Genomic DNA, 26805 nt, shown 5'->3' on the forward strand with positions numbered 1-26805 from the left:
TTGCGTCCCCCTCGCTTCCCCGATGTCGTCCGCGTTCTCAGAATCTGCTCATCGGCCGCACGGCATGGGCCAGGTCGAGCAGCCGGCCGTGTTCGACCGCGGTGCGCGCCTGTGCGGCCAGTTGCCGGAAGGACTGCTCCAGCAGTGTGCGCAGGGCGTCCTCGGCACCGGCTCCGAGCAGGTCGCCGGCCGGGAACTCCGGCCCCCAGCCGGGCTTGGGGCGGCAGTGCAGGACGTTCTCCCGGACCTCGGCGACCAGCCGGGCCCGCGACTCGCCGCCGGCGGCGCCGCCGTCCAGGTGCAGCTCGGGCAGCCGGCGGTCCGCGTCCCGCAGGTCGGCCACCGAGGGGGCACGGCCGTGCAGGACACCCGTGCGGACACGGACGGCCGCGATGCGGGCGGCGTCGTAGTGACGGGAGGTGGCGGGCACGTCGTCGAGTACGCGTACGGCCGCGTCCCGGTCCCCCGTGGCCAGGTGGCCGCGGGCCAGGCCGAACGCGGCGGCGGTGTGGGCGAAGTCCCGGGCCCACACGGCCTCGTAGAACCGCATGGCCCGGACCGTACGCTGCTCGCCGCCGTGTTCGGCGCAGTACCCGAGGGCCAGTTTGGGCACGTACTCGCCGGGCAGCGCCCGGTAGACGGCCTCGAAGCAGCTGCCGGCCTGCCGCACCTCGGCCTTGCTCAGGTGGAGCACGCCGCGGTGCCAGGCGATGCGCCAGTCGTAGGCCGCGGCGCGCTCGCCGAGCAGGGTCTCGGCCTCGGCCAGCCAGTTCTGGGCCTCGCCCTGCGCACCCTGTCTCAGATAGGCGCGGCACAGCCACAGCGCGGTCTCGGGGGTACCGAGGCGGGATTCGCGGGGCCACTGCCGGGCGACCCGGTCGGGGGCGTCGGGCGGGAAGGTGTCGAGCAGCAGGGCGGCGCCGTCGTCGGGGTCGGGGACCGGTTCCGGCAGGGCGCCGGCGACCTCGGCGGCCGCGGGCGGGGAGACGTCGAGATCGGCGGGGTGTTCACCGGGCCGGCCGGTCCAGTGGTCCAGGGAGGGGATCGCGCCGAGCCCGGCGTCGAGGCTGGCCTCGGTGGCGCGGAACCGGGTGCTGCTCTCGGGCAGTTGCTCGCCGAACTGCAGCGAGCGGAACTCGCGCAGGACCTCCCAGAGCTGGCGGGACATCTCGGCGGCCGAGCGGAACCGGGCGCGGGGTTCGGCGTGGGTGGCGCGGTCGATGAGCCGGCGGAAGGAGTCGGGGGCGAGACCGCGGGCCGCTTCGGTGCCCCGAGCCAGGGCCTGCAGGGTCATGCCGACGGTGTAGAGGTCGCTGTCGACGTGCCAGCCGCGGCTGTCGACCTCCTCCTTGGGCGGGGCGAAGCTCGCGGTGTAGACGTAGGCGGAGCCGCGGTCGCCGATCGCGCGGACCGCGCCGAGGTCGATGACCTTGATCGCCCGCCCGAAGTGGATGACGTTGGCGGGCTTCATGTCGCAGTAGAGCAGCCCGCGTTCGTGCATGTACTGCAAGGCGCCGAGGATCTTGCAGCCGTAGGTGAGGACGTGGTCGAGGCGGGGGCGGCCCTGGAAGACGCGCTCGGCGTCGTCGGCGTCGAAGAGCTGCTGCAGGGAGCGGCCGCCGATGTAGTCCATGACCAGGTAGCCGGTGGACGAGCGGCCGGGGGCCCGGTGTTCGACATAGGTGATGATGCGGACGATGTCGGGGTGGTGCAGCCCGGTGAGCGAGCGGCGCTCCTCGACGGCGTTGCGGCGGGCGAGCGCGTCGTGGACGTCGATCAGCCCTTTGAGGACGACGCGGTGGCCGTCGGCGCTGGTGTCCTCGGCGAGGTGGATCCAGCCGAGGCCGCCGCGGGCCAGGCAGCCGAGGATCCGGTAGTGGCCGGCGACCAGGTCGCCCTTGTCCAATTGGGGAAGGAAGGAGTAGGGGGTACCGCAGCGGGGACATCGGCCCTCGACCGGGGCGGGCTGGCCGCCGTAGCCGATGCCGACGATCATCGTGCAGCCGTTCGCGCCGCAGCGGCGGCCGCCGGTGGGCGGCCGGGGGTCCTCGACGAGCCCGCCCTCCGGGGCGGGGACGTCGGGCAGCAGGACCAGTGCGTGCTGGTCGAGTTCGCCGACTCCGGCGACGGCGTGGGTGGGCTGCGGGCCGGGCGGTTCCTCGGGCCCGGGGGGCGGTGGCTCGGACCGCGACTCGGGCCGCGACTCGGACCGCGGTTCGGTCCGTGGCTCCAGGTGCCGGTGTCCGCAGGTGTCGCAGTAGCCGGTGCCCATGATGTGGCCCGCGCAGCCGGGCCGGATGCACGAGGTCATGGGGTGCCCTCCCTTCCGGGTGCCGTGCCGGAGCAGAAGCCGACGAAGCGCCGGGCGGCGGTTTCCGCCGCGTCCACGTCGCAGGGGCTCTGCCGCAGCAGCGACAGGGCGAGTTCGTAGAGCCGGTAGGCCTCCATGACCCGGTCGTCGCCCTGGACCGCGGCCCGTTCCCGGCACAGCGGCCACTCGGCGGTGACCCGGCCGAGGAGTTCCTCGCGGCGGCGCAGCCGGTCGTCGAGGACCGAGATCGCCTGTTCCAGGCGCTGGCGGCGGCGCTCGGCGGCGTCCTCGAAGGTGAACAGCAGGTCGGCGTGGCGGGGTTCCCGCTCCCGCTCGGGGGTGTGGGCGACCCAGGCGAGCAGCATCCGGGTGCGCCGTACGCCGGCCTCGGCCTGGTCCAGCAGCTGCCGGGTGCCGGGGTCGGCTGCCACGCGGTCCCGACGCTCGTCGAGTGCCGGCCCCAACTCTTCCACGATGTGGTCGAGTTCGCGGTGCAGCCGGGTCCAGCGGTGGCGCAGGGGTCGCTGGACAAAGGATTCGGCGGCCTGGGCCGTGCGGCCGCCCCGGCGGCGGAAGACCAGGAGCAGCCGGGCCCCCTGTTGAGCGAGCCGGTCCAGCAGGCCGAGCAGGGCGTCGGGTTCGGCGGCCTGGTCGACGCCGACCAGGACGGCGGCGAGTGGCACGCGCAGGGCGCCGAGCCGTTCGGGCCTCGGGTCGCCGCGGATGCCCAGCCGCTCGGCGATCCGGTCCATGACCTGACCGGCCGTCATGCCTTTCACATCCAGGGCGAGATCGTGGCCGCCGGCCGGCGGAACGGTCTCGGGCGGGTCGTGACTGAAGGCGCTGGTGTTCTGCTGGGTGCGCAGCTCCCGGTCGGCCAGGGTGACGGCGCGGGTGAGGGTCCAAGCGCGGCCGCCGCGGGCGGGGACGACGGTGACGAGCACCGGCCAGCCCTCGCCCCGGAACCAGGAGGCGAGTTCGGTGGCGAACGGCACGTCGAGCCTGCCGGCGGTGCCCGTCGCGCCGGGGCGCAGCCCCGGGTCGACGGCTTCGGCGCCCTCGCTCCAGGCGGCGGCCTGCGGCAGATGGCTCAGGATGGTCTCGGTGGGGCTCATGTAGCTGAAGACGGAGCCCGGTCCCTCGTCGACGCTGAGGACGATCCCGATGACCTCGTCGGTCTCGTGGTCGACCACTCCCCCGCCGCTGAAGCCCTGGGCGGCCAGCTCGCCCCGGGTCTGCGGGCGCAGTTGCACCTGGTGGTCCCGGCCGCGGGCGGCGACCAGGGTGGCGCCGTGCCAGCGGCCGCCGTCGTCGCCGGCCGGGAAGCCGTACATGCTCACCGGTCCGTGCGGCGAGGCCAGCCGATAGAGCCGGGTGGTGTGTTCGGCGGGCAGCGGCTCCGCCAGCCGCAGCAGGGCCAGGTCGCCGATGCGGTCGCCGAAGGCGTCCTCCCGCTGCGGCACATGCTCGTCCGCCCGGACCGTGGCGGCCACGCCCGGTACGCCGGGCACGCCGACGAAGTGGACGACGTAGGACCGGCCCGGCCGGACGACATGGGCCGCGGTGAGCACGCGGTCGGGGGCGAGGAGCACCCCCGCGCCGAGCACCTGTCCGTCCTGCTCTTCGATGCGAGCCACCCAAGGTGGCGTCCTTAACCGCGACTTGACGGCTCGCTCCCCCGTGCGCGTCATGTCACGAGAGGTTACTCCGCGTGCCCTTCCGGTACCACTGGTGTGCACGGGGTTGTCGCGGACGGGCGGGATGCGAGCGTCTGCACCGGATGCCTCCCCCGGTCCGGCGTCACCGCGCGCGGGCCTCCCACCCGGTCCAACTCCGCACGCCGACGGCGATCACCGGCCCGTCCGGCGGGTCGTCCCGGTACTGCGGATACTTCTCGCGCAGCAGCCGTACGGCGGTCTCGTGGGCGTCGCGGACGGCCGGGTCGGCCGCGTCGGGCGGCAGGACGCGGGCCTCGCCGTCGGCGCGGACCCACCACAGGTGGTCCCAGTTCTCGTCGTAGGCGTCCGCCAACAGGCACACGGCCGGGTGTGCGGCGATGTTGCGCAGCCGCTTGAGGCGGGCGGTGGACTTGGGTTTGTGGTCGACGGCGGTCACGAGCCGGTCGGTGCCGTCGAGGGTGTGCCGGGCGAAGACCACCGGCACCTGGTGCGGGCGGCCCGCCGCGTCGACCGTGGCCAGCCGGGCGACCCGGGCGGCGGTGAACCGGCGCCGCGCCTCCGCCTCGTCCAGTGCGGGCATCCTCGCTCCCGGCGTTCAGCGCGCGTGCAGTGCGTCGAGCACGTCGAGCACGTCCGCGTCGGTCAGCTGCCCGAAGTCGACGTACCACTGACCGACGGCGCTGAACCCGGCCGGCCGGAGCGGGCACACGATCATGTCGGCCTCGTCCGCGAGCAGGGCGAGGGAGTCCGGGGCGCCGACCGGGACGGCCAGCACGACCCGGGCGGGGCCCCGGCGCCATACGTGGCGCAGGGCGGCGCGGGCGGTGGCGCCGGTGGCCAGGCCGTCGTCGACGACGATCACGGTACGGCCCTTGAGTTCCGGGGGCGGGCGGTCACCGCGGTAGCGGTGCTCCCGCCGGGCCAGCTCGGCCCGTTCCCGCTCGACGGTCGGGGCGAGGCGCTCCTCGGTGAGGCCCAGGCGGTCGAGGGTGTCCGAGTCGAAGAGGGGAGGATCGTCGGCGGCGAGGGCGCCGACGGCGAACTCCGCGTGGTGCGGGGCGCCGATCTTGCGTACGACGAGCACGTCGAGCGGGGCGTCGAGGGCGCGGGCGACGGGCGCGGCGACCGCGATCCCGCCGCGGGGCAGGGCCAGCACGACGGGGTCGGGAAGGTCGCCCCTGTCGCGCAGGTCCCTCAGCAGGCCGGCGAGTTTCCGTCCGGCCTCGGCGCGGTCCCGGTAGTACATGGGCCCGTCCTCTCGCCGGGGTCCTCTCCCCCGCACCTCCATGGTGCTACGGCGGCCGGACCCGCCGTCGGAACTTCCAAAGAATTCGAACGCGTGGACTATACACAGAGTGTATAGTCCGGGCATGCCTTTTTCGACTTCGACCGAGACGAACCCGCCCCCGCAGCACGCGACCAAGAAGATGCGCGCAGGGGGCCGAAGGTTGCGTCTGTCCGCGCTCACCTCGGCCGCCGCCTGCCTGGCGCTGACCCTGTCCGGCTGCGCGGAGGTCGACACGACCGCGCCGAGCACGGTGCGGGCCGAGGCGGCGCACGGGGCGCCGGCCCACTTCGGGTCCGTCGACTGCCGCGAGGCCAAGTGCATCGCGCTCACCTTCGACGCCGGACCCAGCGAGAACTCGGCGCGACTGCTGGACATCCTCAAGCAGAAGAAGGTCCCGGCGACCTTCTTCCTGCTCGGCAAGCGGCACATCGAGAAGTACCCGGAGCTGGTCAAGCGGATGGCCGCCGAGGGCCACGAGGTGGCGAGCCACACCTGGGACCACAAGATCCTCACCCGGATCTCCGACGCGCAGATACGCGAGGAGCTGAAGCGGCCCGACGACGCGATAGAGCGGCTCACCGGGCACAAGCCCACGCTGATGCGCCCGCCGCAGGGCCGTACGGACGCGAACGTGCACAAGATCGCCAAGCAGCTGGGCCTCGCCGAGGTGCTGTGGAGCGTCACCGCGAAGGACTACACGACCAACGACTCCGCGCTGATCACCAAGCGGGTCCTCGCGCAGGCGTCCCGGGACGGGATCATCCTGCTGCACGACATCTACCAGGGCACCGTGCCCGCCGTGCCCGGCATCATCGACGCCCTGAAGCAGCGCGGCTACGTCTTCGTGACGGTCCCCCAGCTCCTCGCCCCCGGCAAGGCCGAACCGGGGAAGGTGTACCGGCCCTGAGGCCGAGCCGGTTCAGGCGGCGCGGGCAGCCGCGAGGCTCTCGCCCTCCGCGTCCGCGCGGCGCGCGGCGGCCGCCGCGTCGACGAACTCCCGCAGGTCCGCGGTGAGCTGCCGCGCGTGGGTGGCGAACAGACCGTGGCCGCCGTTCTCGTACACCTTCAGCGTGGCGTGCGGCAGCAGCCGCGCGGTGCGTTCCCCGGTGAGCGCGAGGGGTGCCGAGGTGTCGTGGGTGCCGTGCACGACGAGGACGGGGACCCGCACGCCGGGCAGCTCGTCGGTGAGGTCGAGCGCGGCCACCACGGCCCGCACCCCGTTCGCGGCTCGGGGCGTGGCGGCCAGGCAGCGGTCGACGAGGTAGCGGACATAGGCGGCGGACAGCTCGTTGCCGGGCCGGCTCACGGCGAAGAAGTCGTCCGCCGAGGCGGTGAAGTACCCCGCGCGGTCACGCCGGAAGATCTCGTCGTCGGCGCGCACCACCGCCGGGTCCACGCCCTGGGGAAGCCCGGGCGAACGGACGACTCCCGGTGTGACGCCGGAGACGAGCACGGCCCGTGCCACCCGGTCGGCGCCGTGCCGGGTCAGGCAGCGCACCACCTCGGCGGTGCCGACGGAGTGCCCGACCAGCGTCACCTCCCGCAGTCCGAGGTGGACGAGCAGACCGTGCACGTCGTCGGCGAGGGTGTCGAGGTCGTAGCCGAGCCAGGCGTCGTCGGAGCGTCCGTGGCCGCGCCGGTCGAGACCGACGCACCGGTAGCCGGCCTCGGCGAGCGGCAGCATCTGGTACTCCCACAGCTCGTGCCCCAGGTACGCGCTGCTGACGAACACGACGACGGGTCCGCGGGCGGGGCCGTGGTCGACGTAGTGCAGCCGGGTGCCGTCGACGGGGCTCTCGTAGTACGGCATGGGGCCTCCTCGGGATGGTCCGGACGGGTTCGGACGGGACGGGGCGTCCCGTCGTGCTGTCGGTCCCGATCCTTCCCGGAGCCGGTCCCCGGGTCGATTACCTGCCACGTCAAGCGCTCGGAGCCGAACGGGTTCCGGGTCGGCGCAGTGCCTTGGTGAGCAGCGTGCCGGCCACGACGAGGGCCACGCCCAGCCACCACATGTTGTCGAAGATCAGGACGGCGATCCCGATCGGGACCAGCAGGCCGGCCAGCGGCAGCAGCAGATCGGCCACCGGGGGCGGGTCCGGACCGGGGCGGCCGCTGTCGCGCCGGGCGTGGGCCCGGGCCACCTCGGGATACCACTCGGTGAAGCGGAGAGCCACGACGATGGCCAGGATCTGGATGATCCAGCCGGTCCAGAGATTGTCCGGGTTGTGCAGGACGAGGTCGCCGTAGCCGCCCGCGAGCGCCGCCACCAGGAAGGCGAGCCCCCACACCCCGGTGATGGCGTAGTTGGTGCGCAGGAACGCGGGCGTGTCCCAGAGGGCCGGGTCGACCTGTTCGCGGGCGTACTGCAGGGTGAACGGCATCCGGACGGCCATCGAGCCGAAGGCGATCAGCACCAGCGCGATGTTGGACACCTCCCCGGCGTACGTCTCCAGCCAGCGCAGCGTGCCTTCGCTCGCCAGGACGCCGACGACGGCCATGCCGGCGAAGAAGACCACGTCGCACAGTTCGAGGAGCTTCCAGGAGCTGCCCGGGTGGGCCAGCCTGCCGAGCAGGACCAGAGCGACCGAGCAGGCCAGCGCGAGCGCGACCGAGATCTCGAACCGGCCCGGTCCGACCAGCAGGGAGAAGATGATCCACGGAGCCATGCCGACGACGGGGCTCTCCAGGAACCCTCTCCAGCCGGAGGCCGCCGCGGTGCCACCCACGGTGCTCACTCTTCCAGGGTGGACACCGTGCGCCCCATCGGCCACTCGTGGGCTCACACGTTCGCCGGCGGCCGCACCGCCGCTGCGCCGGCGAGGTGACCCTGGACCGAACTCGCAGGTGGCGGGCGGCGATTCCCTACGATCGTGCCGTGCCCATCTTCTCTTTCGAACGCACGGTACCGCTCCCCCTCGACGAGGCGTGGCGCCGGCTCACGCAGTGGCCCCGCCACGCCGACGTGGTTCCGCTGACCCGGATCACCGTGGTGACGTCCGGGCCGACCCGCGAGGGCACCCGCTTCGTGGCCCGCTCGGGCCTCGGCGCCCTCGCCTTCGACGATCCCATGGAGGTGACGGCCTGGCATCCGCCGGTGGACGACGGGCCCGGGCTGTGCCGGCTGGAGAAGCGCGGGCGGGTCGTCCTGGGCTGGGCGGAGATCGAGGTCCGGCCGGGGCCCGGGGGCCGCGCCCGGGTGGTGTGGCGGGAGGAGCTACGGGTCCGGTTCCTTCCCCGCTTCTTCGACGGCGTGGTGGAGCGGACGTCACGCGCGGTGTTCGGACGGGCGGTGAACAGGCTCCTCAGACGGGCGTGAGAGGGCTCCGCTCTCAATGGCCCGTCAAGGCCCAGTGCTCCGGCTGTGCGACGTAGATCCAGTCGAAGCCGTCGTATCCCTCCGTGTCGAGATGCTGCGCCCGGCCGAGTCCGGCGCGCAGGGCCACGCGCTGGGAGGCGACGTTGGCCGGCCGTGTGCGTGCGATCAGCGGGAGGTCCGGCAGGTGCCGGTGCGCCCAGGCGGTGACCGCGGCGGCTGCCTCACCGGCGAAGCCCTGGCCCCAAGCCGAGGCGGCGAAGCGGTAGAAGAGGTTCAGGACCCGCTCCCCGTGCAGTTCCATGGGCTTGACCCCGCAGAACCCGAGCTGCCGGTGGGAGCCGTGGCACCGGACGACCCAGTACCCGTACCCGTGCCGCTCCCACTGGTCGTCCCAGCGCCGGTAGAGCACTTCCGCCTCCTCGAACCGGGCGAGCGCGTCGGAGGGGTTGTGGGCGCACGTGTCAGGATCACTGTGAACGGCGAAGATCGCGTCGATGTCGGCTTCGGCCGGGCGTCGTAACGACAGCCGGGCGGTCTGCAGTTCCTCGGCTGCCGTGCTCCTGTCACTCATGTCAAGATCGTGGAGCCGGGTGCGGCTGCCCGGAAGGGCGGCCGGATCCGCCGAGGGGAGCCGCGTGAGCGCCTTCGCGCAAAAGATCGTCGAAACCGCCCTCGGACGACGACCGGGCGCGCTCCGCGACGGCGGAACTCAGCGGCGCACGAAGGGGATTGGCCTGGCAGATCCCGCGCGACGCGGTGCCCGACCCAGCCCGTCCGTCGGACGGCACCGCGCCGCTCAGGCCACCGACCCGATCCGCCCCGCCGGCAGCGACGCCGTGTCGTGGTGGATCGGGGTGTGCGCTCCGGTCAGCGAGATCCCGCTGCCTCCGCGCCGGCCCGCGACGATCTCCGCGGCGATGGAGAGTGCCGTCTCCTCGGGCGTACGGGCGCCGAGGTCGAGGCCGATCGGGGAGCGCAGGCGGGCCAGTTCGAGTTCGGTGACGCCGACCTCGCGCAGGCGCTCGTTGCGGTCGAGGTGGGTGCGGCGGGAGCCCATCGCGCCGACGTAGGCGACCGGCAGGCGCAGGGCCAGTTCGAGCAGTGGTACGTCGAACTTGGCGTCGTGGGTGAGGACGCACAGGACGGTACGGCCGTCGACCTCGGTGCGCTCCAGGTACTTGTGGGGCCACTCGACGACGATCTCGTCGGCCTCCGGGAAGCGGGCGCAGGTGGCGAACACCGGGCGGGCGTCGCACACCGTGACGTGGTAGTTCAGGAACTTGCCGACGCGGACCAGGGCGGAGGCGAAGTCGATGGCGCCGAAGACGATCATCCGGGGCGCGGGGACCGACGACTCGACCAGGAGCGTGAGCGGGGCGCCGCAGCGGGAGCCCTGTTCGCCGATCTCCAGCGTGCCGGTGCGGCCCGCGTCCAGGAAGGCACCGGCCTCGGCGGCGACCGTGCGGTCCAGTTCGGGGTGGACGCCGAAGCCGCCGTCGTAGGTGCCGTCGGGGTGCGCGAGGAGGGCCCGGCCCAGCAGTTCGGCCGGTCCCTGGACGACGCGCGCGACCGCCGCCGCCTCACCGAGGGCGGCGGCGGCCAGCGCGGCCGCGAGCACCGGCCGGGCGGGACCGTCCACCCGGACCGGTGTGACGAGGATGTCGATGATGCCGCCACAGGTCAGGCCGACGGCGAAGGCGTCCTCGTCGCTGTACCCGAAGCGCTCCAGCACGGTCTCCCCGTCCTCGAGCGCCTGCCGGCACAGGTCGTACACGGCGCCCTCCACGCACCCGCCGGAGACCGAGCCGATCGCCGTGCCGTCGGCGTCCACCGCGAGGGCGGCGCCGGGCTGGCGCGGGGCGCTGCCGCCGACGGCCACCACGGTGGCGACGGCGAACTCACGGCCCTGCTCGACCCACCGGTTCAGCTCCTCGGCGATGTCCAGCATCTCTCGGTCTCCTTAACGGGGTTGCGTGGGAAGGGCGTTGACGGGCCGGCTAGTGCACGCCGAGCCAGCCCTCGATGGGATGCAGTGCGAAGTAGATCAGGAAGACTGCCGTCAGACCCCACATGAAGGCGCCGATCTCGCGGGCCTTGCCCTGGGCGGTCTTGATGGCCACGTAGGAGATGACGCCCGCGGCGACACCGGTGGTGATGGTGTACGTGAACGGCATCAGGACGACGGTCAGGAAGACCGGGATCGCGGTGGCTCGGTCGGCCCAGTCCACGTGCCGGGCGTTCATCAGCATCATGGCGCCGATGACGACCAGGGCGGCGGAGGCGACCTCCTGCGGGACGATCGCGGTGACCGGGGTGAAGAAGAGACAGGCCGCGAAGAACAGGCCCGTGACGACGGAGGCCAGACCCGTGCGGGCGCCCTCGCCGACGCCGGTCGCCGACTCGATGAAGACCGTCTGGCCGGAGCCGCCCGCCACACCGCCGATCGCACCGCCGGCGCCGTCGATGAACAGCGCCTTGGACAGGCCCGGCATACGGCCCTTGTCGTCGGCCAGCTTGGCCTCGGTGCCGACGCCGATGATGGTGGCCATCGCGTCGAAGAACCCGGCGAGCACGAGCGTGAAGACGATCATGCCGACGGTCATCGCACCGACCTTGCCCCAGCCGCCGAACTCGACGTGCCCGAAGAGCGAGAAGTCGGGCATCGAGACGGCACTGCCGTGCAGTTCGGGGGCGCCGTTCGCCCACTGCTTGGGGGCGATGACGCCGGCGGCGTTGAGGACCGCGGCGACGATGGTGCCGGAGATGATGCCGATGAGGATGGCGCCGGGGATGTTCCGGGCCTGCAGCATGAAGATCAGCAGCAGGGTGCCGGCGAAGAGCAGCACGGGCCAGCCGGCGAGTTCGCCCGCGGGGCCGAGGGTGACGGGGGTGTGCGCACCCTGGTGCACGAAACCGGCCTTGTAGAAGCCGATGAGGGCGATGAAGAGGCCGATGCCCATCGTGATGCCGTGCTTGAGCGCGAGCGGGATCGCATTCATGATCATCTCGCGCAGGCCGGTGACGACCAGCAGCATGATGACGACGCCGTACATCACGCACATGCCCATGGCCTGCGGCCAGGTCATGTTGGGGGCGACCTGCGAGGACAGGACGCCGGAGACGGAGAGGCCGGCGGCGAGGGCGAGCGGCACCTTGCCGACGAATCCCATCAGCAGCGTGGTGAGGGCCGCCGCGAACGCGGTCGCGGTGATCAGCGCCTTCTGGCCGAGCGTGTCACCCGCCGCGTCCTTGCCGGACAGGATGAGGGGGTTGAGCAGGAGGATGTAGGCCATCGCCATGAAGGTGGTGATGCCGCCGCGGACCTCTGTCGAGACCGTGGACCCTCTCTTGGTTATGTGGAAGTACCGATCGAGCCAGGAACGCCCGGCCGGGACGCGGCTGCCATCGCCCGCGTCGTCGGCTGCGGTCCTGGGCTCCACTGACTGCTGGGTCATGGTGCCATCTCCCAAGGTTCACAGGGGCACCCGTGCGTGCGCCTTCGGCAACTCACGGGATTTGGGGGAATGGACGACCCGGGGGACGGCCCGAGACGAACATGGGGGCCTGGGGGGACGTAGTCCCCCCAGTTACATCACCTACTGAAACCCCGTAGGGTCATGTCCCCGTCAGGTGCTCGGGCCGCACCGGAGTGCGGTTGAGCTCCAGCCCGGTCGCGTTCCGGATCGCCGCGAGGACGGCCGGGGTGGACGACAGGGTCGGGGCTTCACCGATGCCGCGCAGCCCGTACGGGGCGTGGTCGTCGGCGAGTTCGAGGACGTCGACCGGGATGGTCGGCGTGTCGAGGATGGTCGGGATCAGGTAGTCCGTGAAGGAGGGGTTCCTGACCTTCGCCGTCTTCGGGTCGACGATGATCTCCTCCATCACCGCCACGCCCAGGCCCTGGGTGGTGCCACCCTGGATCTGGCCGACCACGGAGAGCGGGTTGAGGGCCTTGCCGACGTCCTGGGCGCAGGCCAGTTCGATGACCTTGACCAGGCCGAGTTCGGTGTCGACCTCGACGACCGCGCGGTGCGCGGCGAAGGAGTACTGGACGTGCCCGTTGCCCTGGCCGGTGCGCAGATCGAAGGCCTCGGTCGGCCGGTGCCGCCACTCCGCCTCGATCTCGACGGTCTCGCCCTCCAGGACGTCGACCAGGTCACCGAGGACCTCGCCGCCGTCGGTGACGACCTTGCCGCCCTCCAGCAGGAGTTCGGCGGTGGCCCAGGCCGGGTGGTAGGTGCCGAACTTGCGGCGGCCGATCTCCAGGACCTTCTCGCGGACGAGTTCGCAGGTGTGCTTCACGGCGCCGCCGGTGACGTACGTCTGCCGGGAGGCCGAGGTCGAACCGGCGCTGCCCACCTGGGTGTCGGCCGGGTGGATGGTCACCTGGGCGACGCCCAGCTCGGTGCGGGCGATCTGCGCGTGGACGGTGACTCCGCCCTGGCCGACCTCCGCCATCGCGGTGTGCACGGTCGCGACCGGCTCGCCGCCGATGACCTCCATGCGCACCTTGGCGGTGGAGTAGTCGTCGAAGCCCTCGGAGAAGCCGACGTTCTTGATGCCGACCGCGTAACCGACCCCGCGTACGACGCCTTCGCCGTGCGTGGTGTTGGACAGACCGCCGGGCAGCTGCCGCACGTCGGCGCCCTCGCTGGACTCCCACTGGCGCTCGGGCGGCATGGGCATCGCCTTGACGCGGCGCAGCAGTTCGGCGACCGGGGCCGGGGAGTCGACCGGCTGCCCGGTCGGCATGATCGTCCCCTGCTCCATCGCGTTCAGCTGCCGGAACTCCACCGGGTCCATGCCGAGCTTCTTCGCCAGCTTGTCCATCTGCGCCTCGTAGGCGAAGCACGCCTGGACCGCGCCGAAGCCGCGCATGGCGCCGCAGGGCGGGTTGTTGGTGTAGAGGGCGATGGCCTCGATGTCGACGTCGTCGACGACGTACGGGCCGACCGCGAGCGAGGACGCGTTGCCGACGACCGCCGGCGAGGCGGACGCGTAGGCGCCGCCGTCCAGGACGATCCGGCACTTCAGGTGCGTGAGCTTGCCGTCCTTGGTGGCGCCGTGCTCGTAGTAGAGCTTCGCCGGGTGCCGGTGGACGTGCCCGAAGAAGGACTCGAACCGGTTGTAGACGATCTTGACGGGCTTGCCGGTGCGCAGCGCCAGCAGGCAGGCGTGGATCTGCATCGACAGGTCCTCGCGGCCGCCGAACGCGCCGCCGACGCCGGCCAGCGTCATGCGCACCTTGTCCTCGGGCAGGCCGAGGACGGGCGCGATCTGGCGCAGGTCGGAGTGGAGCCACTGGGTGGCGATGTAGAGGTGGACGCCGCCGTCCTCCTCGGGCACGGCGAGGCCGGACTCGGGGCCGAGGAAGGCCTGGTCCTGCATGCCGAAGGTGTACTCGCCCTCGACGATCACGTCGGCCCGCCCGCGGGCCTCCTCCACGTTGCCGCGGATGATCGGCTGGCGATGCACGATGTTCGGGTGCGGGACGTGGCCGATGTGGTGGTCGTCGCGGTTCTCGTGGATGAGGATCGCGTCCGGAGCGGTCGCGGAGGCCTCGTCGGTGATGACCGGGAGTTCCCGGTACTCGACCTTGATCTTGGCGGCGGCGCGGCGGGCCGTCTCCGGGTGGTCGGCGGCGACGATCGCGACCGGCTCACCGTGGTGGCGTACCTTGCCGTGGGCGAGGACCGGGGTGTCCTGGATCTCCAGGCCGTAGTTCTTCACCGCGGTGGGCAGGTCGTCGTAGGTCAGGACCGCGTAGACGCCCGGCGTGGCGAGGGCCTCACCGGTGTCGATCGACACGATCTCGGCGTGGGCGACGGTGGAGCGCAGGATCTGGCCCCACAGCATGTCCTCGTGCCACATGTCGGACGAGTACGCGAACTCGCCGGTGACCTTGAGGGTGCCGTCCGGGCGGAGCGTGGACTCGCCGATGCCGCCCTTGGTCTGGGAGCCCTGCGTGATCTTCGTAGGAGCACCGTTGGTCGGCATGTCAGACCCCCTCGGACTGGCGGGCGGCCGCCAGACGGACCGCGTCCATGATCTTCTCGTAGCCCGTGCAGCGGCACAGGTTGCCCGACAGCGCCTCGCGGATGTCCGCGTCGGACGGGTTCGGGTTGTTCTCCAGCATCTCGTCGGCGGCGACCAGCAGACCCGGGGTGCAGAAGCCGCACTGGACGGCGCCGGCGTCGATGAACGCCTGCTGGATCGGCGAGAGCGCTGCGTCCGGGGAGATCGCGCCCTCGCCGGTCTGCGAGTCGGTGCCCTTGGCCTGCCACTGCTGGGCGTCCTGCAGGCTCGTGCCGCAGGCGCCGCTCGCGCAGCCGCCCTCGGCGCGCTGCTTGGCGTAGTCCGCCAGGCCCTCGACGGTCACGACCTCGCGGCCCTCGACCTGGCCGGCCGCGACCAGGCAGGAACAGACCGGGACGCCGTCCAGGCGGACGGTGCAGGAGCCGCACTCGCCCTGCTCGCAGGCGTTCTTGGAGCCGGGCAGGCCGAGGCGCTCGCGCAGGACGTAGAGCAGGCTCTCGCCCTCCCAGACGTCGTCGGCTTCCTGCGGACGTCCGTTGACGGTGAAGTTGACGCGCATTACGCAGCTCCCTCGGTGGCGCGGCGGGCGCCGCGGTACGACTCCCAGGTCCAGGTGAGCGTCCGGCGGGCCATGACGCCGACCGCGTGGCGGCGGTAGCTCGCGGTGCCCCGGACGTCGTCGATCGGGTTGCAGGCGGCCGAGCAGAGGTCCGCGAACTGCTTGGCGACCGACGGGGTGATGATCTTTCCGTTGTCCCAGAAGCCGCCCTCTTCCAGAGCCGCGTTCAGGAAGTCCTCGGCGGCCTTGGCCCGCACGGGGGTCGGGGCGGCGGAGCCGATGCCGGTCCGGACCGTGCGGGTCTCGGGGTGCAGGGCGAGGCCGAAGGCGCACACCGCGATGACCATGGCGTTGCGGGTGCCGACCTTGGAGTACTGCTGCGGGCCGTCCGCCTTCTTGATGTGGACGGCGCGGATCAGCTCGTCGGGCTGGAGCGCGTTGCGCTTGACGCCGGTGTAGAACTCGTCGATCGGGATCAGGCGGGTGCCGCGGGCCGCCGACTCCACCTCGACGTCGGCGCCGGCCGCGAGGAGGGCGGGGTGCGCGTCACCGGCGGGCGAGGCCGTGCCGAGGTTGCCGCCGACGCCGCCGCGGTTGCGGATCTGCGGGGAGGCGACCGTGTGCGAGGCGAGCGCCAGGCCGGGCAGCTCGGCACGGAGATTCTCCATGATCCTGGTGTACGGGACGGAGGCACCCAGCCGTACGGCGCCCTCGCCGACCTCCCACTCGGTGAGGTCGCCGATGCGGTTCAGGTCGAGCAGGTACTCGGGCCGGCGGTGGTCGAAGTTGATCTCGACCATCACATCGGTGCCACCCGCAATCGGCACAGCGGTGGGGTGCTCGGCCTTCGCGGCGAGCGCCTCCTCCCAGCTGGCGGGGCGAAGGAAGTCCATGACCGGCTCTCTTCTTCGTCTCGTGGGTCGTACGTATTGAGCCAATCCGTGTGCGGCGGGCCCGGCTCGTTCATGTCCTGTTAACGCGGAGTGGACTCAGTACACCGCCCCGTACTCCGACCCGGTCAGTCACCGAAACCATGAAGGAGTTGGCTGGCCACGACGGGCATCTTGTAGATTCGTATGAACGGAGGTCATCGGTAACCTCTCCGTTTTCCTCGGGAAACGCAGGACACAGCCCGACGACCCCGGAGAACGGCCTGTGCGCCCCGCGTCGGGTCCCTCCCCCGTCACCCATCCAAGATTCATCGTAGGTTTCGAGACAAAGAACGGCGGCGACGAAATGCGGCTGCGCGCACTTCTGGACACCGATGCGCTGGGCCTGCGGCTGCTCGGCGGCGAGGACGAGCTGGACCGCTCGGTACGCGGAGTCATGACCACCGACCTGCGCGACCCGAGCCGCTACCTCTCCGGCGGCGAGCTGGTGCTGACGGGCCTGGCCTGGCGTCGGGACGCCGACGACTCCGAACCCTTCGTGCGCATCCTGGTGCAGGCCGGGGTGGCGGCCCTCGCGGCCGGCGAGGCGGAGCTGGGCGATGTGCCGGACGATCTGGTGCTGGCCTGCGCCCGGCACCGGCTGCCGCTGTTCGCGGTGCACGAGTCGGTGGCGTTCGCGACCATCACCGAGCACGTCGTACGGCAGGTCTCCGGCGAGCGGGCCGGAGACCTGGCAGCCGTGGTCGACCGGCACCGCCGGATGATGACCTCGGGCCCGGCCGGCGGCGGCCCGGACGTGGTCCTCGACCTGCTCGGCTCCGACCTGGACCTGCGCGCCTGGGTGCTCTCCCCCACCGGCCGGCTGATCGCGGGCTCGAAGGTCTCGGGCCCGGAGCTGCCGGCGGAGACCTGCGCCAAGCTGGCCGCCGAGCACCTGGCCGCCGCCCGCACCGGCCGCCGCGGACCGCACCGGCTGCTGCTGGGCGGGACCCGCTACTCCCTGTTCCCGATCCGCTCCTCCGGGCGTTCCCCGCAGGCCGCACGCGACGTGCGCGAGACGGTCCTGTCGGACTGGCTGCTGGCCGTCGAGGCGGACGCCGGGGACTGGCCGGAAGAGCGCCTCGACCTGCTCCAGGGCGTCACCCAGCTGATCGCCGTCGAACGGGACCGCCGGGACGCGGCGCGCACGGTACGGCGCCGGCTCGCCCAGGAGGTGCTGGAGCTGGTGCAGACGGGCGCCGCGCCCGCCGAGATCGCCGCGCGCCTGCGGGTCGCGGCACCCGTGCTGCTGCCCGGACTCGGGGCGGCCCCGCACTGGCAGGTCGTGGTGGCCCGCGTGGAGTGGGACGGCGACGCGGTCGAGGGCGGGCCGGTCGCGCAGTCGCTCTTGGAAGAGGTCCTGGTCGACCCCATGGCCACGGGCCCGGAGCCCTCGGACCGCATCGCCGTCGCACACACCGGCGACGAGGCGATCGCGCTGGTCCCCCTCCCGGCGGTCGCCACCGAGCACGACGGCTCGGAGACCGGTCTGCTCGCCGACGCGCTGCTGCAGTCGGTGCGCGAGCCGCTGTCGGCGGGCCTGAACGACGACGGGCGGATCACGCTCGGTGTCAGCGCGGCCGTGCACTCGGCGGAGGGGCTGCGCGGCGCCCTGGAGGAGGCCCGGCACGCCCGCCGGGTGGCCGCGGCCCGCCCCGGCCGGGTCTGCGCGGCCGGCCACCAGGAACTGGCCTCCCACGTCCTCCTCCTCCCGTTCGTCCCGGACGACGTCCGCCGCGCCTTCACGGCACGCCTGCTGGACCCCCTGACGGACTACGACCGCCGCCACCGCGCCGAACTGATCCCGACCCTGGAGGCGTTCCTGGAGTGCGACGGCTCCTGGACCCGCTGCGCCACCCGGCTCCACCTGCACGTCAACACGCTGCGCTACCGGGTGGGCCGCATCGAGCAGTTGACGGGACGGGACCTGTCGCGCCTTGAAGACAAGCTGGACTTCTTCCTGGCGCTGCGCATGAGCTGAGGTCAGGCGGGCGCGGGACGGTCAAACCAACTCACGCCAATGCCCCGCCACTTTGTGAAATCTTTCACCCACCCCCTTGGCCCGGCCCCTCCATTGGTGCTGGAATGCCGCCACCACTCAACAGCTCGATGGCGTGCTCGGGGAGGGCAACGTGGCGCATTCCGCCATGTCTGGTAACGGAACGACCGCCGGTGACGATCCTCTCCAGACCGCGGTATGGCGGTTGCGCTCGCGGGCCTGCTGGGCCGATGCGGCGGCGCTGCTCCCGGCGGACACACCGGCCACGACCCTCCAGCGGGCCGCGCTGCTGGTCGAGCGGTGCCTGTACACCGAGCGGGGCTGGGAGGAGGCGGAGGACGCCCTCCGTACGGCCGAGGCGCAGGCGCACACCGACGAGGAGCGGGGGGCGGCCGCCTGCGAACGCGGCCAGCTCGCCTACGCGGCCACGCTGCACGGCGTACGGGACCGCGCGGACGAAGCCCGGGCCGCGCTGGGCCGGGCGGCCGCGCTGATCCCTCCGGGGGCCGCGGGCCGGGCCCTGCTGGACTTCCGCCGGGGCCTGCTGGCCGAGAACCTCGCCCGCTCCCCGCAGGCGGCCCGCGCCGCGTACCGCCGGGCCCACGCGGGTGCGACGGCGCAGGCCGACCCGCTGCTCCTGTCCTTCACCTGGCGCCATCTGGCCGGACTCGCCCTGCGGGACGGCGAGTTGGCGGAGGCGCGGCACGGATTCGCCGAATCACTGCGCATCCGCGAGGAGTTGGGCTATCTGGTGGGTACGGCGCCCGCACTGGCGTCGTTGGCGGACGCGGAGTCCGAGCCGGAGGCCTCACGGCTGCGGGAGGAGGCCCTGCGGCTGTTCCGGTTGCTCGGGGGTGTGCCCACGTGGCTGGCCCGCCAGCTGACTCCGCCTGCGCCCGGTGCTGCCACGGCTTAGCGGCCGGGGGGGCCGTCTGCCGAGTGCGGGCCGGTGGGGGCTGATCGCGCAGTTCCCCGCGCCCCTTGGGTACATTGCGCTGACCTGCCTAAAGGGGCGCGGGACTGTATCGAGATGCGGCTCCGCCGCGTGTGCGCGGCAAGCCACAACGGACCCTCACCCGGCAACCGACCCATACCCCAACGGCGAGACACCGCTCAGCTCGCGCCCGCGAAATGCTCCCCCACCAGCGCTCGCACGGCATCGAGGTCCTGCGCGGTCAACGCGTCCAGCAGCGCGGCGTGTTGCGAGGCGTCCGCCACCAGGTCCGTCCTGCCGTGCCGTACCTGTGACCGCCGGTGCAGGTCCTCCGCGATCTGGACCAGCTGCTCGTTGCCCGCGAGGGACAGGACGGCCCGGTGGAAGGCCCGGTCGGACTCCGCGTACGTCGCCACGCAGCCGGAGGACGCCGCGCGTACCGTCTCCTCCGCGAGGGGGCGGAGTTCGGCCCACCGCTCGGCCGGAACGGCGCGGGCCAGCCGCAGCATCACCGGCACCTCGATCAGCGCCCGCACCTCGGCCAGCTCGGCCAGCTCCCGCGCTCCCCGCTCGACGACCCGGAAGCCACGGTTGGGCACGACCTCGACGGCACCCTCCAGCGCGAGCTGCTGCATGGCCTCCCGCACGGGTGTCGCCGACACCCCGAAGCGTTCGCCGAGGACCGGTGCGGAGTAGACCTCGCCGGGTTTCAGCTCGCCCGCCACCAGCGCCGTACGCAGCGCGTCCAGGATCTGCCCGCGCACCGAGGAGCGCTGCACGACGGCCCGCGGCTGCGGGATCGGCCGCTCGCAGTGCGTGTGCTCGCCCCGTACGCCCGTCGGGGCGGTGCCCCGTTCCCGGGGCACCTCCACGTCGACCGTGCGCTGCTGCGCAGGCACCCGGGGGGAGCCCTGCACGCCCTGCTTCACGGGGTCCTCCTCCGGCGGTCGGTACTCGGGTCATTAACGGCGGTTTGTTACTTGTCCGTCAAGCACCTTAGGCGCACAAGGCGACAGTTCAAACTCCCCCCAGGGCGAGTAAGGTTAGCCTTACCTCTCCAGCCAGGTCCCCATCGAAGGACGGAGTCCGCCATGCCCGCTGCGGCCTCGCCGCTCACCGCCGCGTACGCCCGCCTCACCGAGGCCTACCCCGGGCTGACCGTGACGGTCCTGGACCCGGCGGAGCCGATACCGGGGAACGAGGGATGGGTCACCGGAGCCGGGCTCGCGGCGGGCGGCGCCGACCTCGACGCCTTCCTCGCCCGGGACGAGGCGCAGGTGCTGCGGGACTACGGACGGCGGGCCCGCCCGGACGTCGTCGCGAGCTTCGGCCTGCACCGCTACGCCTGGCCGGCCTGCCTGCTGATCACCGTCCCGTGGTTCCTGCACCGCCGGGTGCCCCGGCTGCCCGTGACGCAGATCTCGTACGACCGCACCGCCGGCCGGATGGCCGTACGCCCTGCCTCCTTCGCCTGCCTGCCGGACGACCCCGCGGCCGCGCTGCCCGGCGCCGTCGTCGCGGCCGACGAGGAGGCGCTGCGGGCCGAGGTGCGCGCGGCCGTCGCCGAGCACCTGGAACCCGTGCTCGGCGTCTTCGGGCCGCGGATGCGCAGGCGCGGCCGGGCACTGTGGGGCATGGCGACCGACGAGGTCGTGGAGGGACTGTGGTACGTCGCCCATCTACCCGGCGACGACGAGGAGGCACGGGCCGTACGCGAGCTGGAGCTGCTGCTGCCGGGGGCGACGCGGCCGTACGTCGGCTCGGCCGCCTTCCGGATGCTGACCGGGCCGGACGGCGAGCCCCTGCCCACCCGCGACCGGGCCAGCTGCTGCATGTTCTACACCGTGCGCCCCGAGGACACCTGCACCACCTGCCCGCGCACCTGCGACAGCGACCGCATCGCCAAACTCACCGCCACCGCGACCGCCTGAGGGATCCTCAGGTCCGGAGCAGCCCCGCGGGTCCACTAGGATCACCGCATTCGGCCCCCCATCCCCGGACAGGTAATTCACAACTTCCTCACTTGTCTCGGGAACTTTCCGAGGAACCATCCGTACCGGTACTCTTATTCGAACTCAGCTCCCGCCCCTCAAGCGGCAGTTCGAGCAGAACGCCGCCCTGGGCATCCCCTTGCACTTCCTTGGCGGCCTCTTGCCCCGAAACCCCCTGAGGGCCGTCGGGAGTGGGCCACTATGGCGGGCGTTACGCCCTATCCCAATGCAAGGGACCCCTGATGAGACTGACCGACATATCGCTGAACTGGCTGCTTCCGGGCGCCGTACTGCTCCTGGGCATGCTGGCGGCGGTGGCGGTGCTCGCGCGCGGAAAGCGCTCCTCCGGGGAGAACGCGAGCGCGGACGACTCCTGGGAGCGCAGCGAGGAGCGCCGCAGGCGCAAGGAGGCCATCTACGGCACAGCCTCCTACGTGCTTCTTTTCTGCTGTGCGGCGGTCGCGGCCGCACTTTCCTTCCACGGCCTGGTCGGCTTCGGCGAGCAGAACCTCGGCCTGACCGGCGGCTGGCAGTACCTGGTGCCGTTCGGCCTGGACGGCGCGGCGATGTTCTGCTCCGTCCTCGCGGTGCGCGAGGCCAGCCACGGTGACGCGGCGCTCGGCTCCCGGATACTCGTGTGGATGTTCGCCGCGGCCGCGGCCTGGTTCAACTGGGTGCACGCACCCCGGGGCGTGGGTCACGACGGCGCGCCGCAGTTCTTCTCCGGCATGTCGCTGTCCGCGGCCGTCCTGTTCGACCGCGCGCTGAAGCAGACCCGCCGGGCCGCGCTGCGCGAGCAGGGCCTGGTGCCGCGTCCGCTGCCGCAGATCCGCATCGTGCGCTGGCTGCGAGCCCCCCGCGAGACCTACAAGGCATGGTCGCTGATGCTCCTGGAGGGCGTGCGCAGCCTGGACGAGGCCGTCGAGGAGGTCCGCGAGGACACCCGGCAGAAGGAGCAGGCGCGGCAGCGCCGGCGCGACCAGCAGCGGGTGGAGCGCGCCCAGCTCAAGGCGATCAGCCGGGGCCACCGCGGCTTCGTCGGCCGCACCGCCGGTCGGCAGGTCGAGATCCAGGCGCTGGAGCGCGAGCCCGCGCAGGCGACCGCGGAGCCTGCCATATCGACGCCGGAGCAGCTGCCCGTACGCTCTCGGCCGTCCCTTCAGCCGGTTCGCAAGGCCACTGAGCCGCTCACGGTGGACCTCACGGCGGAGGACGACACCATGGCCCTGCCGCGCCTGGACTCGCTCGAGCGCAAGCTGAAGGACCTCGAGCAGCAGTTCGGCTAGGACGCCAGGACTTCGGCCCAGCACGGGACGGGGGCGTGACCCGCGTGGTCACGCCCCCGTCCCGTTCCCGTCTCCGGGCCCTCTCACGCGGCCTCGGCGCCGAGTTCGAACCACACCGACTTGCCCACCCCGTGCGGCCGTACGCCCCAGGCGTCCGCGAGGGACTGCACCAGGACCAGACCCCGGCCGTGGGTGTCGTCGCCGGTGTTCGGCGTGCGCGGGTGCGGCCTGCGGGCCACGAAGTCCCGTACCTCCACGCGCAGTCCGCGCGGTGAGACGACAGCGGTCAGCACGGCGTCGTCGTCGGTGTGCACGAGCGCGTTGGTGACGAGTTCACTCGTCAGCAGTTCCGCTATCTCCGAGCGGCCCGGCCGGCCCCAGTGCCGCAGCAGTTCGCGCAGTTCCCGTCGGGCCTCGGGCACCGCCCTGAGGTCCGCCCGCCCCAGCCTGCGCCTGAGCTGGGTACGGTGCGCCCGTTCCGTGATGGTGTCGGTCTCTTCCCCCGCCTTCGCCGAGGAGGCCCCGATGGCCACGGGACCGCCCCCTCGTGCCTGCCTCTTCATGACCCCCGCCTGCACGTTGCCGGACCTGCCCCTCCTGATCGAACACGTACACGGCAATCCATGCCCAACGGTCCTGTGGGCACGCATGGCGGTCGGCCGACGGCCGCCTGTTCGGCCACCCCCGTACGGCCGCCCGGCCGACCCTCCGGCACCCCCGCACCCGCGCCGGACCCGCCAAGCCCGCCGTACGACGTCACGCACGCCCCACCGCGGCACGGCTCGGCCGTCCTGCAGCGGAGGCCGACGAGCCGTCACCCGGCACGAAACTGGCCGGAAACCATCGCTCCGGTCGGCCCGCTCAGAGCCTCGGGACGTTCCGCAGATTGGAGCGGGCCATCTGGAGCATGCGGCCGACCCCGCCGTCGAGCACGATCTTCGAGGCGGAGAGCGCGAACCCGGTGACCATCTCGGCGCTGATCTTCGGCGGGATGGACAGGGCGTTGGGGTCGGTGACGATGTCCACCAGGGCCGGGCCCTTGTGGCGGAAAGCGTCCTTCAGCGCCCCGGCGAGATGCTTGGGCTTCTCCACCCGCACCCCGTGGGCACCGCAGGCGCGGGCCACGGCGGCGAAGTCGGGGTTGGTGTTGGCGGTGCCGTACGAGGGCAGGCCCGCCACCAGCATCTCCAACTCGACCATGGAGAGAGAGGAGTTGTTGAACAGCACGACCTTGACCGGCAGGTCGTGCTGCACGAGCGTGAGGAAGTCGCCCATCAGCATGGCGAATCCGCCGTCCCCGGACATGGAGACGACCTGCCGGCGCCGGTCGGTGAACTGGGCGCCGATCGCCATGGGCAGCGCGTTCGCCATCGAGCCGTGCGAGAAGGAACCGATGATCCGGCGGCGGCCGTTGGGCGAGACATAGCGGGCGGCCCATACGTTGCACATGCCTGTGTCGACGGTGAACACGGCGTCGTCGTCGGCGACTTCGTCCAGGACGGCGGCCACGTACTCGGGGTGGATCGGGACGTGCTTCTCGACCTTCCGCGTGTACGCCTTGACCACGCCCTCCAGCGCGTCGGCGTGCTTCTTCAGCATCTTGTCGAGGAAGCGCCGGTCGGTCTTCTCCCGCACCCGCGGGAGAAGACAGCGCAGGGTCTCGCGGACATCGCCCCACACGGCGAGGTCGAGCCGGGAGCGGCGGCCGAGCACCTCGGGGCGTACGTCGATCTGCGCGATCCGCACGTCGTCCGGCAGGAAGGCGTTGTACGGGAAGTCGGTACCGAGCAGGATCAGCAGGTCGCACTCGTGGGTGGCCTCGTAGGCGGCGCCGTAGCCGAGCAGGCCGCTCATGCCGACGTCGTACGGGTTGTCGTACTGGATCCACTCCTTGCCCCGCAGGGCGTGCCCCACGGGCGACTTGACGCGCTCCGCGAGCCGCATGACCTCGGTGTGCGCGCCGGCCGTGCCGCTGCCGCAGAAGAGGGTGACCTTGCCGGCCGCGTCGATCATCTCCACGAGCTTGTCGATGTCGACGTCGCCGGGCCGCACGGTGGGCCGGGAGGTGACGAGGGCGCTCTGGGGGGCCTTGTCCGGGGCGGGTTCGGCGGCGATGTCGCCGGGCAGGCAGACCACGCTCACCCCGCTCCGGCCGACCGCGTGCTGGATGGCGGTCTGCAGCAGCCGGGGCATCTGCCGGGGGCTGGAGATCAGCTCGCTGTAGTGGCTGCACTCCTGGAAGAGCCGGTCCGGGTGGGTCTCCTGGAAGTAGCCGAGGCCGATCTCGCTGGAGGGGATGTGCGAGGCGAGGGCGAGCACCGGGGCCATGGAGCGGTGCGCGTCGTACAGGCCGTTGATGAGGTGCAGGTTGCCCGGGCCGCAGGAGCCGGCGCAGGCGGCCAGGCTGCCGGTGATCTGGGCCTCGGCGCCGGCCGCGAAGGCGGCGGTCTCCTCGTGGCGTACGTGGATCCAGTCGATGGCGGAGTTGCGGCGGACCGCGTCGACGACCGGGTTGAGGCTGTCGCCGACGACGCCGTAGAGGCGGCGTACGCCGGCGCGGACCAGGATGTCGACGAACTGTTCGGCGACGTTCTGCTTGGCCATGGCTCTCGTCAGCCCCTTCGATGTACCGGGATCCGCCCCTCCCGTTCCATCAATCCACAGGGGCCGCGGTTACGCCTCCCAAACGGCCGCCGCCGTGCGGTCGTCGGAGTAGCCCTTCACCCGCACCTGGGTGTCGGCCAGGAACGCGGCGAGGCCGGGCGGGGTGCGGCCGGACCAGCGGCGCGCCAGGTAGGCGCAGAAGGCGGGCTCGCCGCGCAGCGGGTCGGCGAGCCCGCCGGTACCCATCACCAGCACGTCACCCGGGCGGGCTACCGAGGCGCGGAACCGGAAGGGTTCGCGCGGCGGCTCGGGCGCCGGCTCGTACGGGCTCGGCGGGGTCGGGATGCCGAGGTCCATGGTGAGGCGGTCGCCCTCGGGGGTCTCGGCCGGCGGGGAGCCGAAGCCGAGGACGGGTTCGCCGGTGGTGTCCGCGGGTGACACCCGCGGCTCGATGTCCTGCCACTCGCCGTCCCGCAGCCGGAACAGACCACCCTCGCCGACACCGAAGAACACCCGGGTACGGCAGTCGGGGTCGGCGGGCAGCAGCAGACAGCGCAGGCTCGCCGAGTACTCCTCGGGGTCCAGGCCCTGCTCGACGGCGCTGGCGCGCAGCTTGCCCAGACTGCGGTCGGTCAGCCGGTGCAGCCCCGACTTCAGATCGCCGCGGCGGGCGGCCCGGATGTCCTCGGCCAGCCGCTGATGGGTGCGGCCCACGGCCCGACCGATCAGCCAGCACGCCTCGGCCGCCGCCAGGTGCGCACCCGGCGTGGCCCGCGCGCCGGTCGCCATCGCGACCAGCACCAGCGTCTGCTCCCCCACCCCGAACCGCGCGGTGAGCAGCGCGTCCCGCCGCGGCTCCCCCCGGTACCGCGCCGAGTCCCCCCGCAACGACACGGCCCGCAACGTCCAGGCCCCGTACCGGGCACCGTCCAGCACGGTGTCGGCGACCAGGTCACCGAGTTCGTCCGGATCTGCGGCCGGGAGCGCGGTGGGCTCGGGGTCGTAGGTGGGGGGCCCGGAGCCGACGTAGTCGAGGGCGGAGGACGGAGGGGGTGGAGCGGAGGTGACGGCGAGGTCGAGCTGGGTGGCCACGGGAGGCGGGCTCGCGAAGGCACCACCGGGAGCCCTGGCCCCCTCGGGCCGCTCGGACGCCTCGGGGGCGGGCGCACGCTCGGGCGGAACGGCGGACCGGCCGCCGGAGGCCGATCGGGGTCCGGGAACGGGTGCGGGCTCCTTCTCCGCCCGTCGGTCTGTTCGCCCCGCCCCGGACGGCGGGGCTTCGGGCACTTCGGGTCCGGCGCTCCGGGCCGACGCGCGCGCCGCCTCTGCCCGATCCCCGGCGCCGCCCGCCAAGGGCGGCCAGGCCTCGGACGCTTCACGGTCGGCGTTGCGGGCTGGTGCGGGCGCCGGATCCGCCCGTCCGTCTGCTCTGTCCGCCCCGGGCGGCCACGCTCCGGTCGCCTTCGGATCGCCCCTCCGAGCCGATGTAGGCCCCGTCTCCGTCCGGCCCCCGGTGCCGCCCGCCACCGGTGGGAAGGCCGCCGGTGCCGCGGGTTCGGCGGGCGGGGGTTCCCAGGGGGCGCGCCGTCCGGGTGGTGCGCCGGTCGCGGCGGTGCCCGGGCGTGCCGCGGTGGCCGGAGGCGGCGCGGCTCGCTGTGGTGGTACCGCGGGCTCGTGCGGCGGCTCCTGACTCGGTGTCCGAGGCGTCGTGTCCCCGGTGTGCCCCGTCGTCCCGCCCGGCCGCCCCGCCACCGTGTCCTTCGCCGAGGCGAAACGGTCGTCCAGGGAGTCGGGTGCGGCCGTGGGGCCCGTGTCCTCGGTGGAGTCGTCGTACAGCTGCTCCCACCAGTCGTCCTCGTGACGGGCGGGCCTA

Annotated in this window: 22 protein-coding genes; 6 read left to right on the plus strand and 16 right to left on the minus strand. The window is 72.8% G+C overall.

Annotated elements, in window-relative coordinates:
• Window positions 1-37 precede the first annotated feature (37 nt).
• The 4 genes from ACIF83_RS11045 to ACIF83_RS11060 form a co-directional block, all read right to left on the minus strand.
• On the minus strand, window positions 38-2311 hold the full coding sequence (locus ACIF83_RS11045) for a tetratricopeptide repeat protein (protein WP_399725589.1): 2274 nt from the start codon (window positions 2309-2311) through the stop codon (window positions 38-40).
• Window positions 2308-3948, minus strand: coding sequence for a trypsin-like serine peptidase (locus tag ACIF83_RS11050; RefSeq protein ID WP_399725592.1), 1641 nt, complete (start codon window positions 3946-3948; stop codon window positions 2308-2310). The genes ACIF83_RS11045 and ACIF83_RS11050 overlap by 4 nt, the downstream gene beginning before the upstream one ends.
• A gap of 163 nt (window positions 3949-4111) precedes the next feature.
• Complete coding sequence (locus ACIF83_RS11055) at window positions 4112-4570, minus strand: TIGR03668 family PPOX class F420-dependent oxidoreductase (RefSeq protein ID WP_398138353.1); 459 nt, start codon at window positions 4568-4570, stop codon at window positions 4112-4114.
• Window positions 4571-4585: 15 nt separating this feature from the next.
• Window positions 4586-5236, minus strand: a complete 651-nt coding sequence (locus tag ACIF83_RS11060) for a phosphoribosyltransferase (RefSeq protein WP_393473156.1) — start codon at window positions 5234-5236, stop codon at window positions 4586-4588.
• 181 nt (window positions 5237-5417) lie between these two features.
• Between ACIF83_RS11060 and ACIF83_RS11065 the strand changes: the two genes are divergently transcribed.
• Complete coding sequence (locus ACIF83_RS11065; RefSeq protein WP_393474079.1) at window positions 5418-6185, plus strand: polysaccharide deacetylase family protein; 768 nt, start codon at window positions 5418-5420, stop codon at window positions 6183-6185.
• A 12-nt stretch (window positions 6186-6197) separates the two neighbouring features.
• On the opposite strand, the gene ACIF83_RS11070 is transcribed toward ACIF83_RS11065, so the two are convergent.
• Together ACIF83_RS11070 and ACIF83_RS11075 are read right to left on the minus strand one after the other, a co-directional pair.
• Window positions 6198-7088, minus strand: coding sequence for an alpha/beta fold hydrolase (locus tag ACIF83_RS11070; RefSeq protein ID WP_393473159.1), 891 nt, complete (start codon window positions 7086-7088; stop codon window positions 6198-6200).
• Between the two features lie 109 nt (window positions 7089-7197).
• Window positions 7198-8013 (minus strand): hypothetical protein, encoded by an 816-nt coding sequence (locus ACIF83_RS11075; protein ID WP_399725596.1) that lies wholly within the window; start codon window positions 8011-8013, stop codon window positions 7198-7200.
• Window positions 8014-8153: 140 nt separating this feature from the next.
• On the opposite strand from ACIF83_RS11075, the gene ACIF83_RS11080 reads away from it, so the two are divergent.
• Complete coding sequence (locus ACIF83_RS11080; RefSeq protein WP_393473164.1) at window positions 8154-8594, plus strand: SRPBCC family protein; 441 nt, start codon at window positions 8154-8156, stop codon at window positions 8592-8594.
• Window positions 8595-8607: 13 nt separating this feature from the next.
• On the opposite strand, the gene ACIF83_RS11085 is transcribed toward ACIF83_RS11080, so the two are convergent.
• The 6 genes from ACIF83_RS11085 to ACIF83_RS11110 all read right to left on the minus strand — a co-directional run bounded on the left by ACIF83_RS11085 (window position 8608) and on the right by ACIF83_RS11110 (window position 16082).
• The gene (locus ACIF83_RS11085; protein WP_399725599.1) at window positions 8608-9165 is read right to left on the minus strand and encodes a GNAT family N-acetyltransferase; all 558 of its coding nucleotides are present in this window, start codon (window positions 9163-9165) and stop codon (window positions 8608-8610) included.
• A 225-nt stretch (window positions 9166-9390) separates the two neighbouring features.
• Window positions 9391-10542 carry an XdhC family protein gene (locus ACIF83_RS11090; protein ID WP_399725602.1) on the minus strand — a complete coding sequence of 384 codons (1152 nt, stop codon included), beginning with the start codon at window positions 10540-10542 and terminating at the stop codon, window positions 9391-9393.
• A 49-nt stretch (window positions 10543-10591) separates the two neighbouring features.
• Entirely contained in the window at window positions 10592-12049 is a 1458-nt protein-coding gene (locus ACIF83_RS11095; RefSeq protein WP_393473172.1) for an NCS2 family permease, read from the minus strand.
• 160 nt (window positions 12050-12209) lie between these two features.
• Window positions 12210-14591, minus strand: coding sequence for a xanthine dehydrogenase family protein molybdopterin-binding subunit (locus tag ACIF83_RS11100; protein WP_393473175.1), 2382 nt, complete (start codon window positions 14589-14591; stop codon window positions 12210-12212).
• Between the two features lies 1 nt (window position 14592).
• Window positions 14593-15189 (minus strand): (2Fe-2S)-binding protein, encoded by a 597-nt coding sequence (locus ACIF83_RS11105; protein ID WP_393473178.1) that lies wholly within the window; start codon window positions 15187-15189, stop codon window positions 14593-14595.
• On the minus strand, window positions 15189-16082 hold the full coding sequence (locus tag ACIF83_RS11110) for an FAD binding domain-containing protein (protein WP_393473181.1): 894 nt from the start codon (window positions 16080-16082) through the stop codon (window positions 15189-15191). Before ACIF83_RS11110 ends, ACIF83_RS11105 begins: the two co-directional genes overlap by 1 nt.
• A gap of 343 nt (window positions 16083-16425) precedes the next feature.
• Between ACIF83_RS11110 and ACIF83_RS11115 the strand changes: the two genes are divergently transcribed.
• Window positions 16426-18099: a PucR family transcriptional regulator gene (locus ACIF83_RS11115; RefSeq protein ID WP_393473184.1), complete on the plus strand. Its 1674-nt coding sequence runs from the start codon at window positions 16426-16428 to the stop codon at window positions 18097-18099.
• 166 nt (window positions 18100-18265) lie between these two features.
• Entirely contained in the window at window positions 18266-19033 is a 768-nt protein-coding gene (locus tag ACIF83_RS11120) for a hypothetical protein (RefSeq protein ID WP_399725607.1), read from the plus strand.
• Window positions 19034-19230: 197 nt separating this feature from the next.
• Here ACIF83_RS11120 and ACIF83_RS11125 read toward each other — a convergent pair whose 3' ends face one another.
• A complete protein-coding gene (locus tag ACIF83_RS11125) occupies window positions 19231-19980 on the minus strand; it encodes a GntR family transcriptional regulator (RefSeq protein WP_393473188.1) in 750 nt (249 codons plus the stop codon).
• A 162-nt stretch (window positions 19981-20142) separates the two neighbouring features.
• Here ACIF83_RS11125 and ACIF83_RS11130 point away from each other — a divergent pair, with 162 nt between their 5' ends.
• Both ACIF83_RS11130 and ACIF83_RS11135 read left to right on the plus strand, forming a co-directional pair.
• Window positions 20143-20982, plus strand: coding sequence for a (2Fe-2S)-binding protein (locus ACIF83_RS11130; protein WP_399725610.1), 840 nt, complete (start codon window positions 20143-20145; stop codon window positions 20980-20982).
• A gap of 302 nt (window positions 20983-21284) precedes the next feature.
• Window positions 21285-22328, plus strand: coding sequence for a DUF2637 domain-containing protein (locus ACIF83_RS11135; protein WP_393473193.1), 1044 nt, complete (start codon window positions 21285-21287; stop codon window positions 22326-22328).
• An 83-nt stretch (window positions 22329-22411) separates the two neighbouring features.
• On the opposite strand, the gene ACIF83_RS11140 is transcribed toward ACIF83_RS11135, so the two are convergent.
• The 3 genes from ACIF83_RS11140 to ACIF83_RS11150 all read right to left on the minus strand — a co-directional run bounded on the left by ACIF83_RS11140 (window position 22412) and on the right by ACIF83_RS11150 (window position 26459).
• Window positions 22412-22861 carry an ATP-binding protein gene (locus ACIF83_RS11140; RefSeq protein ID WP_393473196.1) on the minus strand — a complete coding sequence of 150 codons (450 nt, stop codon included), beginning with the start codon at window positions 22859-22861 and terminating at the stop codon, window positions 22412-22414.
• Window positions 22862-23189: 328 nt separating this feature from the next.
• Window positions 23190-24932: a pyruvate dehydrogenase gene (locus ACIF83_RS11145; protein WP_399725613.1), complete on the minus strand. Its 1743-nt coding sequence runs from the start codon at window positions 24930-24932 to the stop codon at window positions 23190-23192.
• 69 nt (window positions 24933-25001) lie between these two features.
• On the minus strand, window positions 25002-26459 hold the full coding sequence (locus ACIF83_RS11150) for a protein phosphatase 2C domain-containing protein (RefSeq protein WP_399726286.1): 1458 nt from the start codon (window positions 26457-26459) through the stop codon (window positions 25002-25004).
• Between the last annotated feature and the right edge of the window lie 346 nt (window positions 26460-26805).

This window comes from Streptomyces sp. NPDC085866 (assembly GCF_044541035.1).
GTDB lineage: Bacteria > Actinomycetota > Actinomycetes > Streptomycetales > Streptomycetaceae > Streptomyces.